The following is a 16,139-nucleotide window of genomic DNA, read 5'->3' on the forward strand; positions in this document are numbered from 1 at the left end:
GCGGGCTCGGCCCGGTCAATCGCGCGTGGAAGCGGGGCTTTTGGCCCGAGTTCAGGCCTTGGGCTCAGGTTTGGGGTCAGGCCTTGCTCAGACGGCGCATGCGCTCCGAGGGCGTGACGATATCGGTCAGCCGGATGCCGAACTTGTCGTTCACGACCACCACCTCGCCCTGGGCGATCAGATAGCCGTTGACCAGCACGTCCATGGGCTCGCCGGCCAGCGCGTCAAGCTCGACGACCGAGCCCTGGGCCAGTTGCAGGATGTTCTTGATCGGTATGCGGGTGCGCCCCAGCTCCACGGTCAGCTGGACCGGGATGTCCAGGATCATATTGATGTCGCTGCCCGGCATATTGCTGGGCGTTGGCGTGAAGTTCGCGAAGCTGGCCGGCGCCACCTGTTCAGCCGCAGCCCGTACTTCGTCGGCCACCTCGGCCGGCTTGGCTTCGGCCAACGCGGCGGCCCATTCGGCCGCCATCGCGTCCTGTTCGTCTTGAGAGGGGCTATCAGATGGCATCGCGGGCTCCCAGCCAACCCGCATCCGGGGCGGTCAGCATCTTGTCTACTTTCAGGGCGTACTTGCCATTCGATGTACCGTAGTGGCAGTCGAATACCGGCACGCCATCGATCTTGGTCTTGATGATAGGGTCCAGGTCCAGCTCGATGAAGTCACCGGGCTTGAAGGCCAGCAATTGTTCGACGGTGGCCGGCGCATGGCCCAACTCGGCGACCAGCTCGACCTCGGCGGCCTGGATCTGGTGCTTGAGCAGATTGACCCAGCGCCGGTCGGGCTCGGATGAGTCGCCCTGCGTGGTGCTGTAGAGCACATCGCGGATCGGCTCCAACGTCGAGTAGGGGATGCAGAAGTAGACGGTGCCGCTGGTCTCGCCGATCTCCAAGGTGAACGAGGTCGAGACGACGATCTCGCTGGGCGTGGCGATGTTGGCGAACTGCGGCTGCATCTCCGAGCGCTGATAGTCCAGCTCCAGCGGGTAGATGCCCATCCAGGCTTTTTTGTACTCGGCCGTGATCACCTCGACCAGGCGCAAGATCACCCGCTGCTCAGTGGCCGAGAAATCGCGGCCCTCGATGCGGGCGTGAAATTTTCCGATGCCGCCGAACAGCGAGTCGATCACCGCGAACACCAGCGTGGGGTCGCAGACGATCAGGCCGTTGCCACGCAGCGGCTTGACCGAGACGATGTTGAAGTTCGTCGGGACCACGATTTCGCGCAGGAACGCGCTGTACTTCTGCACCTTGATGCCGCCGATTGCGACCTCGGGGCTTTTGCGAATGAAGTTGAACAGGCCGATGCGGATATTGCGGGCGAAACGCTCGTTGATGATCTCCATCGTGGGCATGCGCCCACGCACGATGCGTTCCTGGCTGGCCAGGTTGTAGTCGCGTATGCCGCCGACCTGCTCCTCTTCCGCTTCGAGCTTCTGGCTCTCGCCGGTAATGCCTTGCAGCAGGGCATCGACTTCGTCTTGCGAAAGGATTTGCTGATTCATGATGGTGAATCGCTATTGAACGATGAAGCTGGAGAACAGCACATTGCTGATGGGGCTGACGACATTGCGCTTCTTCTTGCGCTTTTTCTTCGTTGTGTCCTCATCGTCCTCGTCATCGATCTCGATGCCCATCGGGCGCAGCGATTCGCGCATGATGTCGCGCGCTAGCTGCTCTTTGCCCTCCAGGGTCAGCAACTCGACCGAGGTCTTGTGAGAGAGCACCATCAGCACATTGCTGCGGATGGCCGGCATATAGAGCTTGAGCTGCTCGGCAAACTTGGCGTCGGCTACTTCCAACGTAATGCCGATCTGGGCAAAGCGGTCCACATCCTTGTCAGCCAGATTGACGGTGAAGGGCTCCAGCGGCACAAATACTGGCGGCGTGCCAGGTTTGACCTCTGCTTGATGGGCCGCTGGGGCGGCAGCCTCGCCGTCTTCGTCCTCGGCCGGCTTCTTCTTCAGCAGCAGCAGCGCGGCAACACCCACCAAAGCCAGCACCAGCACCGCCACCACGATGATGACGAGCTTTTTCTTGCCCCCGCCTGCGGGGGCCGCATCGCCGGCGGCGGCTGTAGCCATATCAACTCCTTGTCAACGCGGCCCGTGCAGGCCGCCGATAACTTGCATTATTCGGCCATATGGGCCGGGCCAAGCTCCGAAAAGCTGGGTTTTGCCGATTATGTTCACGCTCGCTCAGGCATAGAGGTCCAGAACGCCGCGGCTCGCCGTCGTGCGGACCGGCGTGCTGACGGGCACGGCGCTGTCCTCGGCGCGCTCTTGCGCGCGCGCACCGCCGCGCGGGTGGCCATCGGCCGGCTGTGCCTGCTCTTCAGGATTGCGAGCCTGCTGGAAGACGCCACCGCCGCTCAAGGTCAGCCCGCTCTCGCGCAACGCGGCCGCCAGCTCGGGTAGGCTGTTCTCCAATACCGCACGGGTGTCTGCCTGGTCGCTGTGGAAGGAAATCTGCGCCTGCTGACCCTCGACGACGATCTGCACCGAGACCGGCCCCATCTCGGCCGGGTTCAGATGCAGCTGGGCTTGTTGCACGCCGTCGGCCGCCAGCAGGCTAAGCCGCGCTGCCATCTCCGGTCCGAAGGCCGTGCTGTGCAGCGGCTGGGTCAGCTCCAGCCGTGCAGCGGGTGCGCTCGCTGCTGCGGGGCCGGTGACATCGATGCCGCCCTTGGCCAGTTGGGCCTGCGCAGCGTTCATGACAGCCTCAAACGATGGCGCCGCGTTGCCCGCGCTCGCCAGAGCGGCCGGTTTGGCCGCGCTGGCCTGCATGCCCTCGAGTGCGATAGCGGCTGCCGCTGCGGTGTCTTGTGCAGTGGCGCTGGCTGCGCTGGCTGTTCCGCCGGTTGCAGCGCCGCCTGCTGCATGACCGCCGATGTCGGCGAGCTGTGCCTTGCCGCTCTTGGCCGTGGCGCCGCGGGCATCTGTCTTGCCTTCCTCGGCCACGCTGATCTTGTTGGCTTTCGTGTCCAGGGGCTGCGCTGTCAGCGTGAGGGCCATGGCCGGCTCAGCCAGCTGTGCGGTCTTCGGTTCGGTCTCGGTCTCGGTTGCAGCCTCGGCGGGGGCCAAGGTCGGGAGTGGGTTCTCGACCGAGTCCTTGCCATCAGCGGCGGCTTTGCCATCCTTGACTTTGGCCGTCTCGGGTTTGGCCACGCGCTCAGCGTTGCGGCCGGCTGCGGCCTCGCTGCGCGCCTGGGCGCCGCGGGCCAGGTTTTGGCGGGCCAGTGTCTCGCGCTCCTGGCTGTTGGCGCGGTCGATCTTGGCCTGCGACTGGGCCTGTGTCGGGCCGGCGTCCGCCTTGGGCGGCGTCACAGGCCGGCTGGGCGCCTGCGGGGCGGGGGGCTGTGGTTCGACCGGCGGTGTCATCGCTGCGGGCTTGGCGCTGCTGCCGCGCAGCAGCTCCGAGAAGCTGGCCGCGACATCGTTGGCCGAGGCCGAGAGCAGGGGGCTGTTGCCGGACACGGCGGGCGGCTTACCGCTGCCGCCCAAGCCCAGGAACGGTGTGTTGGTGGAAAGGCTGTTCATCGCGGGCTCCCGGTCGCTCAGGCGCTCAGGCGCATCATCGGATTGAAGGCGGCCAGCGCCGCGCGGGCGGCCTGTTCGTCGGTGGCTTTCTGGTCCTGGCGATTCAGCATGCGGGCGCGTTCAGCGCTGCGCCGCTCCAGCAGCTTGCGCACCGAGGCTACCCGCATTTCAAGCTCGCGCAGGGTCTCGCGGGCGCGCTCGACGCGCTGCTCGGCGTAGCGGCTGACCGAGCCTTGCTGGTCGATCGCCTGGTCCAGACGCAGGCCGAAATTCTGGTAGCAGCCGACGATATCGATGGTGGTCTTGCGCGCGAAGGTCTGGGTCCAGCGCTGCTGGTATTCGCTGCGGTACTGGCCCAGCTGGTCGGCCTGGCTGCGCGCGGCCTCGGCCTGGCGCATCAGCGCCTGTAGCTGCGACAAGGCGTCGTCGCGCTCGGCTTCGGCGCGCTCCAGCAGGATGGTGAGGGCTTGGGTGCTCATGAATAGCTCTCCGTATATCGCTTATCGGCCGGTTTCAGGCTTGGTTAACCACAGCTTCGAGCTGGCCCACGCTGGCTTGCAGCTGTGCGGGGCTGTGCATGTCTTGCTGCAGCAGGCGGTTCATATCGGTGTGCAGGCGCACCGCCAGATCGAGCTCATGGTCGTGGCCGGGGGCATAGGCACCCAGCTGTATCAGATCGCGCGCTTTGTTGTACTTGGCCAGCAGCTGGCGGAAGCGCCGTGCCGCCTCCAGATGGGGCTTCTCCGCGACATTGCTCATCACCCGCGAGATCGAACGCTCGATGTCGATGGCCGGGTAGTGGCCGGCCTCGGCCAGCTCGCGGCTCAACACGATGTGCCCGTCCAGGATGCCGCGTGCCGCATCGGCAATCGGATCCTGCTGGTCGTCGCCCTCGGACAGCACGGTGTAGAAGGCGGTGATCGAACCCTCACCGGGCTGGCCGTTGCCGCTGCGCTCGACCAGCTGCGGCAGCTTGGCAAAGCAGGACGGCGGATAGCCCTTGGTCGCCGGCGGCTCGCCAATGGCCAGCGCGATCTCGCGTTGAGCCATTGCATAGCGGGTCAGTGAGTCCATCAGCAGCAGCACATGCTGGCCTTTGTCGCGGAAATGCTCGGCAATCGCCGTGGCATAGGTCGCGCCCTGCATGCGCACCAGTGGGGGCGCATCGGCCGGCGCTGCGACCACGACCGAGCGCTTGATGCCGTCCTCGCCGAGGATGTCCTCGATGAATTCCTTGACCTCGCGGCCGCGCTCGCCAATCAGGCCGACCACGATCACATCGGCTTGGGTGTAGCGAGCCATCATGCCCAGCAAGACTGACTTGCCCACGCCGGTGCCGGCGAACAGACCCAAGCGCTGGCCGCGGCCCACAGTCAGCATCGCGTTGATTGAGCGCACACCGGTGTCCAGCGGGGTGCGCACCGGGTCGCGGTCCATGGCATTGATTGGGCGGCGAATCATCGGCCGGTCCTGCACCCGCTCCAGCGGTCCCTTGCGGTCCAGCGGATGGCCGTGCGAGTCGACCACGCGGCCGAGCAAGCCTTCGCCCATCGGCAGGTGCAGGCCGCGGTCTTCGTCGCGGCGCCAGGGATGTTGTGGCTTGCCCAGCTTGGGCGCGCTGGGCGGCGACAGGCGTGGCAACACCATCGCGCCGCTGGACAGGCCCTGCACTTCGTCGGTGGGCATCAGATAGGCGCGGTCGCCGGAGAAACCCACCACCTCGGCCTTGACTGGCGGGCTGCCGCGGCGCGAGTTGGCAGAGCGCGGTAGGTGGATCTCGCAGACCGAGCCGACCGGCACTCGCACGCCGGTTGCTTCCAGCACCATGCCGGCCACCCGTACCAGCTTGCCCTGTGGCTCCAGCGCCACCGGGGTGGCGGCAAAAGACTGCAGATCCTGCAGATAGCGGGTCCAGCGATCGCGACGACTTTCCTGCAAGTCCTGGCTCATTCCTTGGCCTCCGGTTCGGCGTCCATCTGGCGACGGTCCTCCCACAGCGTGCTTTGACCCATCGCGCCGGTCACCTGCAGCCAGCGCGCGGCCAGGGTCGCATCGACGCTGCCAATGTCGGACTCGATCTTGCAGCCGCCGCGCGGTACCTCGGGGTCGGGAAGCACCTGGGCCTCGCGGGCCTTCATCTCTTCGCCCGCGCCGTCCAGCACCAGCGGCAAATCGTCCGGATTGACGCGCACACGCACATGGCGGGCCGACATCTGCAAGGCCTCGACCGCGTCATGGGCGACCTGGGCGATGTGTTCGGGGCGCTGCTGGATCTCGCTACGCAAGACCTGACGCGCCAGCTCGACGGCCATCGCCGCCAGCGCCTCAGCCATCTGGTCTTCGAGCGCGCGGAATTCGCCGTCGAAGCTCTTTACCAGGGTGCCCAGTTGGGCGCTCATCTGCTGGGCAAAGCTCTTCTTGAAGGCATCCAGCGCGGCCATGCCGTCGCGGTAGCCGTCTTGGTAGCCGGACTGCCGAGCGGCATGAATCAGGTCTTCTATCTGCGGTTCGGGTGCCGGCGGCGGGGTGTGCGCGGCGGCCGGGGCGGGCGGTGGCGCCGGCGCATAGATAGGGGGGCGCCGGGCTTCCGGGCCGCCTTGCAGTGCGTCGGGGTTCCAGGCGGCGAAGCCGGACAGCTCCTCGCGCGGGATGAAGCGGCTGTAGCTGCTGCGGCGCTCCTCGCCGTCTCGGCGTTCGGGCGGCGGCACCTGGCGGGGCGGTTGTCTGATGGCCATCGCGGTTCAGCCTCAGAGAAACTGGTCGTCGCCGCCGCCGGCCAGCATGATCTGACCCTCGTCGACCAGGCGGCGCACGATCTTGAGCATTTCCTTTTGCTCGCTCTCGACCTCGGACAGCCGCACCGGGCCGCGGGAGTCGAGGTCCTCGCGCAGGGTCTCGGCCGCGCGGGAGGACATATTGCGGAAGATCTTCTCGCGCAACTCGGGAGCGGCGCCCTTGAGCGCCACCACCAGGGACTCGCTCTGCACTTCCTTGAGCACGGCCTGGATGCCCTTGTCGTCGATCTTGTCCAGATCTTCGAAGGTGAACATGTTGTCCATGATCTTCTGGGCCAGATCGGCATCGGCTTCGCGGATGTAGTCCAACACAGAGGCCTCGACCGAGGAACCCAGCATATTGATGATCTCGGCCGCGGTCTTGACCCCGCCCAGCGAGCTCTTCTTCATGCGCTCGCCGCCGGCCAGGACCTGGCTCATCACCTCGTTGAGGTCCTTCAAGGCCATCGGCTGGATACCGTCCAGGGTCGCAATGCGCACCAGCACCTCGTTGCGCTGGCGCTCGGTGAAGACGCGCAGCACCGAGCTGGTCTGGTCGTAGTCCAAATGGGCCAGGATGGCGGCAATGATCTGCGGATGCTCGTTGCGCAGCAGCTCGGCCACCGAGGCTGCGTCCATCCACTTCAGGCTTTCGATGCTTGAGACATCGCCGCCTTGCAGGATGCGGTCCAGCAGCAGATTGGCCTTGTCGTCGCCCAGTGCCTTGCGCAGAACATTGCGCACATACTCATCGGTGTCGTTGACCAAGGTGCTCTGGGTCTCGGCGACGGCGTCGAAACGTTCCAGCACCTCCTCGACCTTGCTGCGCGGGATCACCTTAAGTTTGGCGATGGTCTCGCCGAGCTTTTGCACTTCCTTGGGTTGCAGATGCTTGAAGACCTCGGAGGCTTCTTCCTCGCCGAGGGACATCAGCAAAATGGCTGCGTCTTCTACGCCTTGATCGTCCATGAGGGTTCTCGTTCGTCAAGTCGTGGCGAGTTCTTCGCCGTTGATCCAGGAGCGCATGATGTTGGCCACAGCCACCGGGTTATCGCGGGCGAGTTGACGGGCGCGCTCCAGCTTGTCATTCGAGACTGGGGCCTCGAGGGCAGGCAGGCCACCCATGCCGGGCAGTTCATGCTGGTCATCGACCATCGCGTTGAGCTGGCCGGCCTCGTCGGTCTTGGCCTCGGCCGGCGGCGGGTTGGCGGCGCGGATCGCCGGGCGCACCAGGCCGAACACTGCGATCAGCGCCACCAGCACCAGGGCCAGCGGTACGGCGGCCGTGCGCAACAAGTCCAGCAACCAGGGCTGCTTCCACAGCGGCACGTCGACGACCTCTGGCTTGTTGTCCATGAAGGGCGCGCTGACCACCTTGATCGAGTCACCGCGATCTTGGCTGAAGCCCATGGCCTCGCGCACCAGCTCGTTGAGTTTGGTCAGCTCCTCGGCCGACACCGGCTGGCTGCTGGTCTTCCCCTTGGCATCGGTGACTTGGCGGTGGTTGATCACGACGGCTGCGTTCAGGCGGCGCACCGTGCCAGTGGCGTTGCGTGTCACGCGCACGGTCTTGTCGAGTTCGTAGTTGGTGACGGCCTCGCGGCGCGTGCTCTGCTGACCATTAGTCCCGCCTTGGGCAGTCTGCAGCGGGGCGGCCTGTCCGTTGATCGGTGCGGTGGCCGGCACCGGCGGCTGGTTGGTGGCCGCGCCCGGGACGCCGGTGGGCAGGGCGGGTGTGGCGTTGATCGACTCTTGCGTTTGGTTGCTGCGCACCGAGGCCTGGGCATTGGCGCCTTGGTTGGGCTTGTACTCCTCGGCGGTCGATTCGACCTGGGAGAAATCGACATCGGCGGTGACGGTGGCGCGCAGGTTTTCGCGGCCCACCACCGGCTCCAGCAGTTCGTAGATGCGCTTGTTGTAGTTGGCCTCGATCTGCTGCTTGTATTGAAGCTGCTGGCTGTCCAGGCCGGAGCCGTTGTCGCCGGCGTTGGATAGCAGCGCGCCGGTATGGTCCAGCACGCTGACGGCCTTGGGGTTCAGCTCGGGCACCGAAGCCGATACCAAGTGGACGATGCCAGCCACCTGGGCGCGGTCCAGCGTGCGGCCGCCGCGCAGGGTCAGCATCACCGAGGCGCTGGGCTTTTGCTGCTCGCGGAAGAAACCGTTTTGCTGCGGCATCGCCAGATGCACGCGGGCATCCGCGACGTCATTGAGCGCGGTGATGGTGCGGGTCAGCTCGCCTTCCAGCGCGCGCTGAAAGTTCAGGCGTTCATTGAACTGGGTCTGGCCGATCGATGTCTTGTCCATCAGCTCGAAGCCGACAGTGCTGCCCTTGGGCAGGCCGGCCGAGGCCAGTTTCATGCGCACGTCGTAGACCTGGTTGGCCGGCACCAGAATCGTGCCGCCGGGCTCGTGGCGGTAGGGTACGTTGAGGGTGGCGAGCTGGGCGATCACCGCGCCGCCGTCCTTGTCGGAGAGTCCGGTGAAGACCGGGCGATAGTCGCCCTGGCCGCTCCACAAGGTCATCGCCAGCACCACGCCGGCCAGCGCCGCCAGGCCCACGCCGAGGCTCAGCTTGCTGCGCATCGGCAGGGCCGCCATGCGGGCCGCAAATCCGGTCGGTGCAGCGGCCGACGCACCCGACTGCGCCAGATCGGCCAGGGCGGTGGGAGCGGGTGAAGCGAGGGCGTTGTCCATGAGGCGGCAGGTTCTCTGTGCGGTTTTTCACGGTCCACCGACAGGTGACCCGCTGCCTGCAATTATTCGGATTTGGCCCCTCAAGAAAGCCGCGAACAGGCCGATGAACCGAGTGCAGTTCCCTCCTTAGGAAGGCGCGGGCTTGCGTAGCATTCGCTGCCATGGACCTCAAGCTCAAGCCCTTTGATTTCGCCCAGGCCGCCGCACGCGCCGGCATGGCTGTCAATGGCCAGCCGCTGGCCAAGCCCAAGGCGGTCGGCGGCGCCAGCTTCGGCGATGCGATGGCCCAGGCGATGAAGGGGGTCAGCCAACAGCAGGCCGAAGCGACGCGCCTGCAACGCGAGGTCCAGCTGGACAACCCCAATGTCAGCCTGGAAGAGACCATGGTGGCGATGCAGAAGGCTCAGATCGGCTTCCAGGCCACCTTGCAGGTGCGCAACCGCCTGGTTTCGGCCTATTCCGAAGTGATGAATATGCAGGTCTGAGGTCAGCTTTGCACCCGCACTGGGTTCAGCGTTCGTCCAGTTCGGGCGTCGATCAGGGCCCGACCCTGCCCCGGCTGGAACTCTGACGTATCGGCCCGGCCGAGCTCCGCGAGTGCATAGCTCCTTGAGCTCGCCGCGGCCGACGTTGCACGCAGGCGCGCCGCCCCTTGCCCGTCTTTTTGGCAATCGCAGGGCGTGTCACGGCGCGCGCTCCAGCGCCGGGCCGCGCCACTGCAACGGCTGCTGACGAGGATCTGCTCAGGGCTTGCTCGCTCACGACTGCCGCCTCCAGCGGCGTGAACCCATGGCCGCGGATGTGGACTTGGAGAGGCAGCTCAGAGCTTTTTCAGCAGCCGCTGGCGTTTCTGGGTCTGGTCGATATAGAGCTGCAGCGCACGCTCGGCGCCGCTGGGCAAGGTGCCGAACGCGCATCCCAGGCGCAGGCCGTGGCTGATGCCGTGTGCATCAGGGCTGCAGTGGCCGACATGCTGCAGGCGCAGCGTGGTCTCGAAATGGACGTCGCCATCGAGTTCGACGCGGGCGGCGTTCAGACTGAGGCCGGCCTCCAGTGGCGGCACGTCGGCCGGCAGCAGCAGGGCCAGACCGCTGACGCTCAGGTCCAGCACGCGCAGGCGCAGCGCCATATCGGGTTCATTCGGATGTGGCACCAGTACTCGCGGATAGCTGTGGCCCAGCGGCTCGACGCGAAAAGCCTGGCGGCGCTGAAAGCGGTAGAGCTCGGCCGGCCAGGGTGCGCGCAAGGTGCTCAGCGCGGTGCCTTGCACCAGCACCAAGGCATCGAGCTCGAACTCGAGCCGAATACTGTCCAAATAGGCCACCGCGACCAGTTCGGCGCTGTCGAGCAGGGCCTGCAACTGGTGCAGGGCTTGTGGATCCGGCGTGACCTCGAAGCTCAGGCTTTGGTGTTCTACATCAACGCTGAACAGCTGGGTCAGCAGGCTGGCACCGGCCGGTGTGCTCAGTTGCAGGCGCACCTGACGGTCGAGCAAACGGCGCAGCCAGGCCTCGATCTCGGGCCTGGCTGTGATGCGAAAGTCTTCGAGCTGGCGGGTCGTCATGCGAAGCAGGGGTCAAGGCCCGCAGGCCTCGGACTTTGTTCAGTGCACCATCTTGCTCTTGCCGCTGAGCACCAGGTCTAGGTCTTCCAGCCAGGGCTCGGCCAAGTGCCGGATCTCGGCGTCGTTGAGCAGGATACGCTGCATGATGCGGGTCTTCAGCTGGTTCTCCTCGGGCGGCAGCTGATCCTGCGAGGCGGCGCGCTTGAGTTGCGAGATCAGCAGCACGCAAGCGCCTTCGAGCTTGACGACCTGGTCCCAATTGCCCGAGCGGGCGGCCGACAACATGTCGGCGCTGGCTTGCTCAATGGCTTCGTAATAGCTCAGCAGGTGGGTGTTCATGGTGATACCTATCATTCGCGGGCGTTGCGGTGAGGTGGCGGCGGCTCAGCGGCTGTCGGCCTGGGGGGCGATGGCCAGCCATGCTTCGCGCAGGGGTTCGATGACTTTTCGGCAGTCCTCCAGCGCATCGACATCGGAGTGCAAATTGGCTTCGGTCAGGCGGTGGATCACATAGCCATAGAGGTCGGACAAGTCCGCCGCCAGATTGCCGCCCTGGTTCAGGTCCAGCGCGCTCTTCAGGCCTTCGTCGACGATGCGCACAGCCCGCCCGATGGCGCGGCACTTCAGCTCGACATTGCCCGAGGCGATTGCGCCGCGAGCCTGGGCCATGGCTTCCATCAGCCCGTCAAACAGCATCACCACCAGGCGATGCGGCGAAGCGGCCTCAAGGCCTGTCTGCACGCCGGTCTGGCGGTAGAAGTTGCTCGCCATGGTGTTGTGCGTGCGGGCCGGTTCGAAGAAGGTGGCGATGGCGTTCATGATGTGATGAGGGCCGGTTGGATGCTGCTATGTAGTCCTTATCGGCCATCTCCGGCGCGGACTTGAGCCTCAGGATGTGACAGATTCGCCTTGTTACACCGGGATTGCCGAGCCCAAAACGACGCATGCCCGCGGGCAGCGGGCATGGGTGAGCGGAGCAGGCGCCTCTCAAGAGGATTTGTTCCAGTTGGTGACCTGCTGGTTGATGAAGTTCTGCAGCGTGCTCAGGCCGGCCATGCGGTTGTCCAGCGCCTGGTACTGTTTGTTGAGCCTGTCGGTCAGCCGGGCGATGCGATCCTCGGCCTTGTCCTGGTCTTTTTCGTTGAGCTTGAGCTTCTGGTTCAGACCTTCGGTGCGGCTGCTTAGCGAGCCTTTGGTGCCTGTCAGCCCGGTGGTGAAATCGGCCAGTCGCTTGGCCATACCGGTGATATTGGCCGAGGCGTCGCCGGCGAAGAGTTTGGCCAGCTTGCCTGGATCGGCAATGGCCTTGTCCAGCGCGCCGATGTCCAGCGTAATCGTGCCGTCGGTCGGTGCGTCGGCGTCCTTGCTGGTCATGCTGAGGAAATTGAACTGGCCGGCGCCGGTCTCGCGCAGGATGTTGCGCATCTGGTTGCGCAGGTTCAGCACCGTGCTGTCGCCCTGCAGCGCGCCGCCGATCTTGGCCTTCTCGTCGTACTTGGTCTGCTCGACCAGAAAGCTGTTCAGCGCGTTGTAGGCAGTGACGAAGTCCTGCACGACCTTTTTCTGCGCCGCGCCGTCATTGGCGATATTGATCGTGGCCGGTGTCGTCGTCAGCGCCGAGACGGTGAAACTCACGTTTTCGATCGCGCCGCTGAAAGTGTTGGATTCGGACACCACATCCAGACCGTTGACGGTTGCCAGCGCGTTCTTTGCCGCTACCGTTTGCTGCATTGTCGTGTTGCCGGTGTCTGGGCTGTAGCCCAGTGCCCCCAGGCCTGTGGCCAGCGGAGCGTCGGCCAGATCAGTGGCGGTGATTCGCAGTGCGCTCACCTCACCGGTGGTGTCGCTGCGTATCGTCAGACGCGAACCGCTGGCGTCCTTGACGATGCTGGCGGTGACACCAGACTTGGCGTCATTGATGGCCTTGCGCACGTCCTCCAAGGTCGTACCCTCGGCGCTGAACTCGAGGTTGATCGTCTTGGCGCCATCCTTGGGTGTGAAGCTCGGGTTCGCGGGGGCGACCTGGTCTGTGTACTTGCCCAGCTCGATCTTCAACTTGCCGCTACCCAGCACTGCTGCGCCGGAGGCATAGGCGCCTGAGGCCAGGCTGTGGGCGCTGGCCAGCTGGGTCACGTTGACGCTGTAGTTGCCCGCACTGGCGCCAGCGCTGGCGGTGGCGGACAGGGCGGTCGGGTTGCTGCTGCCGGCCGAAGTCTGGCCCCACAGCGAGGCTTTGGCCATCGCATTGGCGGCCGAGGTCACGCCCGACAGCAGGCTTTGCACCTTGCCATAGGTCGAGATCTGGGTCTGGATGAAGGTGGCCGATGTCTGCAGGTTCTGCAGCGGCTTCTTCTCCAGCGCGACCAGCTTGTCGATGATGTCGGCGACCGGCAGATTGCTGCCAATGCCTGTCGATGAAATGCCCATGTCCGTATCCTTGGAGCCGTGATCTGTTGTCGGTCAATTCAGCCAACAACTGAAGGCCCGTTACGTTTGCATGCAACGGGCCTCGCAAGCGGAGAAGGGCGGGTTTAGCCTTGCAGCAGCTGCAGCACCTGCTGCGGCAACTGGTTGGCCTGGGCCACCATCGCGGTGCCGGCCTGCTGCAGGATCTGGGCGCGCGAGAGGTTGGCTGTTTCCTGCGCAAAGTCGGCGTCCATGATGCGACCGCGGGCGGCCGATACGTTCTCGCTCTGGATCTGGATATTGGCGACCGCCGTCTCAAAACGGCTTTGCACCGCGCCGAGCTGGGCGCGCGCACCGTTGACCTGATCGAGCGCGCTGTCGATCTTCATGATCGCCTTCCACACGCCGACCTCTGTCTCGATGCTCAGGGTGTCAATGCCGATCTCGGGGTTGACCGCCGGCGGCACGATCAGGCCGCCGTCACCGGCATCCACACCGGTCGTGGCCGTTGAAAAGCCGGCCAGGGTAACCACACCGGGCAGGCCGGTGGTCGTATCGATGCGTGAGGACATCATCGTCACCTTGAAGGCGCCGGCCACGGCCGGGTCTTCCACCAGATAGGCCGAGATGCCGGTGTCGGTGGTCTTGCGGTTGATCGCCTCGATGACCTCACCAAGGCGCTCCTTCTCGGAGCTTGACGCCGGGATGCTGCCGATATCGATAGGCGTGACGCTGGGCGCCACCGTGATCGTCAACGGGCCGGGATTGGCGGCGCCGGGGATGGCCGCCAGATTGGTGCCGGTGATCTGCGTGCCATCGAAGGAGGTTGCGGTGTTTCCCTCCGCGTACTGGACCGTCGAGATAGCGGCGGTCGTCGTGTTGGCCAGGCTGCCGATCGTGATGCCGTCACCCGAGTTGGCGCCGATCTGAAAAGTTGCGGCGGTGAAGGACCCGTCCAGTAGGCGCTTGCCGTTGAACGAGGTCTGCTTCGAGACGCGGTCGATTTCGTCGCGCAACTGCACCACTTCCGCATGCAGGGCCTTGCGGTCGTCCGGGCTGTTGGTCGCGTTGGCCGATTGCACGGCCAGCTCGCGCATGCGCTGCAGCATGTCGCCGACCTTGCCGAGCGCGCCTTCGCCGGTCTGGGCCAGCGAAATGCCGTCATTGGCATTGCGGGCTGCGACGTTGAGGCCGCGCACCTGGGTGTTCATGCGCTCGGCGATCGCGAGACCAGCCGCATCGTCCTTGGCGCTGTTGACACGCAGGCCCGAGGACAGGCGCTGCATCGAGGTTGCCAGAGAACTCTGGCTGTTATTCAGGTTTCGTTGCGCGTTCAGCGAAACGATGTTGGTATTGATGGTTTGAGGCATCGCGGCTCTCCTACTGAAATCGATGATTCCGGCTTGGAGCCGGCGTACCTACTCGGTAGGTGCATTCTTCGGCAGAACTTAAATGCCGGAAGACTCGATAAGCAGGGTGTTTGATGCCTTATTCGGTGCCGTTAATGAAGAGCCCCGGCACGTGACCGGGGCTTGTTGGCTGGGAGTGACCGAGCGCTTGCGCGCCCGGCTTTTAGTCCATCAGCGCAGCAGCGACAGCACTTGCTGCGGCAGCTGGTTGGCCTGGGCCACCATCGCCGTGCCGGCCTGTTGCAGGATCTGCGTACGAGACAGGTTGGAGGTTTCCGTCGCGAAGTCGGCGTCCATGATGCGGCCACGAGCGGCTGCCGTGTTCTCGCTCTGGATCATGATGTTGCCGACAGCGCTCTCGAAGCGGCTCTGCACGGCGCCCAGCTTGGCACGGGCGCTGTTGACTTGGTTCAGCGCGCTGTCGAGTTGCTTCATTGCAACCCACGACTCCTTCTCGGTCTCCACCGAGATATCGTCGATGCCGACCTCGTTCTGCTTGGCGGTCTGGGCCATATCGGCAACGGCCATGCCGGTGTCGGCGGCGGTGAAGCCAGCGAAGGTGATGGTCTCGGGCACCGGCGGGGTCGCGGCGTCCAGCTTTGAACTGACCACTTCCAGCTTCATTGTGCCATCGGCATTCTGGGTCGCGAAGGCCGAGACGCCGGTGTCGGCTGTCTTGCGGTTGATCGCCTCGATCACCTGGCCGAAACGCTCCTTGCCCGAACCGGCGGCCTCGATCTTGCCGAGGTCGATGGCGGTGGCGGTGCCGACCTGGATGGTCAGTGTGCCCGCAGCGATCTCGGTGTTGTAGCCGGTCACCGTGGCATTCGCGACATCGACCGCACCGGTGTCACCGGCGGAGGTTTCGGCCGAGTTGTCGCCATAAGTGATGTTGGACAGGCCGGCTGTGGTGGTGTCAGTCAGGCTGCCGACCGTGATGTTCTGGCCCGAGTCGGAACCGACCTGGAAGTTGGCCGAACCGAAGGAGCCGTCGAGCAGCTTGCGGCCGTTGAACGATGTGTTCTTGGCGACGCGGTCGATTTCATCGCGCAGCTGCGTAACTTCAGCCTGCAGGGCCTTGCGGTCGTCGGAGCTGTTGGTCGCGTTGGCCGACTGCACAGCCAGTTCACGCATACGCTGCATCATGTCGCCGACCTTGCCCAGCGCGCCTTCAGCGGTCTGCGCCAGCGAGATGCCGTCGTTGGCATTGCGGGCCGCAACGTTCAGGCCGCGGGTCTGGGCGCTCATGCGCTCAGCAATCGCCAAGCCGGCGGCATCGTCTTTGGCGCTGTTGACGCGCAGACCGGACGACAGGCGCTGCATCGAGGTGGCCAGCGAGTTTTGCGAAGAAGACAGATTGCGCTGGGCGTTCAGCGAAACCGAGTTGGTGTTGACAGACATTGACATGATCGATCTCCAAAGTGTTACAGGTGCTCCCGGCAGACGCCGGCTCTTGCCTCGGGGACTGCCATCGGGTGATAGCGGTCCCCGCGTCTGCGGCAAGCCGCAGACTGCGTCCGGCGGCAGCTAGTCGATGAAGACTTGAGAGGTCGTCTGAGCTGATCCACTCAAAATCCACCGGTCGGCTGTTCCGGACCACGGAGCCGAAGCTTCGATTCCGTTGGGATGTTTATCGATCTGGCCTGACAGAACTTTAGGCATGTTTCACACGCTGTTACGTGGGACGGCTGGTCGCCGGAACAAAGCGGTAATTCTTGGTCTGCAGCACGCGTGTAGGAATTTGCCC

At 64.9% G+C, this 16,139-nt stretch carries 16 protein-coding genes; 1 reads left to right on the forward strand and 15 read right to left on the reverse strand.

The features are described from left to right. Window positions 1–76 precede the first annotated feature (76 nt). The 9 genes from fliN to fliF form a co-directional block, all read right to left on the reverse strand. Window positions 77–514, reverse strand: a complete 438-nt coding sequence (gene fliN, locus OOZ63_RS18475) for a flagellar motor switch protein FliN (protein ID WP_266007070.1) — start codon at window positions 512–514, stop codon at window positions 77–79. Then, entirely contained in the window at window positions 504–1,508 is a 1,005-nt protein-coding gene (fliM, locus tag OOZ63_RS18480; protein WP_266007071.1) for a flagellar motor switch protein FliM, read from the reverse strand. The genes fliN and fliM overlap by 11 nt, the downstream gene beginning before the upstream one ends. A 12-nt stretch (window positions 1,509–1,520) precedes the next feature. Beyond that, window positions 1,521–2,087 carry a flagellar basal body-associated FliL family protein gene (locus OOZ63_RS18485; RefSeq protein WP_266007072.1) on the reverse strand — a complete coding sequence of 189 codons (567 nt, stop codon included), beginning with the start codon at window positions 2,085–2,087 and terminating at the stop codon, window positions 1,521–1,523. A 114-nt stretch (window positions 2,088–2,201) separates the two neighbouring features. Beyond that, on the reverse strand, window positions 2,202–3,542 hold the full coding sequence (locus OOZ63_RS18490; protein WP_266007073.1) for a flagellar hook-length control protein FliK: 1,341 nt from the start codon (window positions 3,540–3,542) through the stop codon (window positions 2,202–2,204). Between the two features lie 17 nt (window positions 3,543–3,559). Beyond that, entirely contained in the window at window positions 3,560–4,021 is a 462-nt protein-coding gene (gene fliJ, locus OOZ63_RS18495) for a flagellar export protein FliJ (RefSeq protein ID WP_266007074.1), read from the reverse strand. A gap of 34 nt (window positions 4,022–4,055) precedes the next feature. Then, window positions 4,056–5,492: a flagellar protein export ATPase FliI gene (gene fliI, locus OOZ63_RS18500; protein WP_266007075.1), complete on the reverse strand. Its 1,437-nt coding sequence runs from the start codon at window positions 5,490–5,492 to the stop codon at window positions 4,056–4,058. Continuing rightward, the gene (locus tag OOZ63_RS18505) at window positions 5,489–6,277 is read right to left on the reverse strand and encodes a FliH/SctL family protein (protein ID WP_266007076.1); all 789 of its coding nucleotides are present in this window, start codon (window positions 6,275–6,277) and stop codon (window positions 5,489–5,491) included. Before OOZ63_RS18505 ends, fliI begins: the two co-directional genes overlap by 4 nt. Before the next feature lie 12 nt (window positions 6,278–6,289). Beyond that, window positions 6,290–7,285 carry a flagellar motor switch protein FliG gene (gene fliG / locus OOZ63_RS18510; RefSeq protein WP_266007077.1) on the reverse strand — a complete coding sequence of 332 codons (996 nt, stop codon included), beginning with the start codon at window positions 7,283–7,285 and terminating at the stop codon, window positions 6,290–6,292. Window positions 7,286–7,300: 15 nt separating this feature from the next. Beyond that, window positions 7,301–9,013 (reverse strand): flagellar basal-body MS-ring/collar protein FliF, encoded by a 1,713-nt coding sequence (gene fliF / locus OOZ63_RS18515; RefSeq protein ID WP_266007078.1) that lies wholly within the window; start codon window positions 9,011–9,013, stop codon window positions 7,301–7,303. Window positions 9,014–9,174: 161 nt separating this feature from the next. On the opposite strand from fliF, the gene fliE reads away from it, so the two are divergent. Continuing rightward, window positions 9,175–9,498 carry a flagellar hook-basal body complex protein FliE gene (gene fliE / locus OOZ63_RS18520; RefSeq protein ID WP_266007079.1) on the forward strand — a complete coding sequence of 108 codons (324 nt, stop codon included), beginning with the start codon at window positions 9,175–9,177 and terminating at the stop codon, window positions 9,496–9,498. 335 nt (window positions 9,499–9,833) lie between these two features. Here the strand turns inward: fliE and OOZ63_RS18525 are convergent, their stop codons facing one another. The 6 genes from OOZ63_RS18525 to OOZ63_RS18550 all read right to left on the reverse strand — a co-directional run bounded on the left by OOZ63_RS18525 (window position 9,834) and on the right by OOZ63_RS18550 (window position 15,799). Next, the gene (locus tag OOZ63_RS18525) at window positions 9,834–10,577 is read right to left on the reverse strand and encodes a flagellar brake protein (RefSeq protein WP_266007080.1); all 744 of its coding nucleotides are present in this window, start codon (window positions 10,575–10,577) and stop codon (window positions 9,834–9,836) included. A 39-nt stretch (window positions 10,578–10,616) separates the two neighbouring features. Next, the gene (locus OOZ63_RS18530) at window positions 10,617–10,916 is read right to left on the reverse strand and encodes a flagellar protein FliT (protein WP_266007081.1); all 300 of its coding nucleotides are present in this window, start codon (window positions 10,914–10,916) and stop codon (window positions 10,617–10,619) included. Between the two features lie 45 nt (window positions 10,917–10,961). Next, on the reverse strand, window positions 10,962–11,396 hold the full coding sequence (fliS, locus tag OOZ63_RS18535; RefSeq protein WP_266007082.1) for a flagellar export chaperone FliS: 435 nt from the start codon (window positions 11,394–11,396) through the stop codon (window positions 10,962–10,964). 168 nt (window positions 11,397–11,564) lie between these two features. Beyond that, window positions 11,565–13,004, reverse strand: a complete 1,440-nt coding sequence (fliD, locus tag OOZ63_RS18540; RefSeq protein ID WP_266007083.1) for a flagellar filament capping protein FliD — start codon at window positions 13,002–13,004, stop codon at window positions 11,565–11,567. A gap of 104 nt (window positions 13,005–13,108) precedes the next feature. Further along, window positions 13,109–14,353 carry a flagellin gene (locus OOZ63_RS18545; protein WP_266007084.1) on the reverse strand — a complete coding sequence of 415 codons (1,245 nt, stop codon included), beginning with the start codon at window positions 14,351–14,353 and terminating at the stop codon, window positions 13,109–13,111. Window positions 14,354–14,563: 210 nt separating this feature from the next. Continuing rightward, window positions 14,564–15,799: a flagellin gene (locus tag OOZ63_RS18550; RefSeq protein ID WP_266007085.1), complete on the reverse strand. Its 1,236-nt coding sequence runs from the start codon at window positions 15,797–15,799 to the stop codon at window positions 14,564–14,566. Between the last annotated feature and the right edge of the window lie 340 nt (window positions 15,800–16,139).

It is taken from the genome of Paucibacter sp. PLA-PC-4, assembly GCF_026241155.1.
Classification (GTDB): Bacteria; Pseudomonadota; Gammaproteobacteria; order Burkholderiales; family Burkholderiaceae_C; genus Roseateles_E.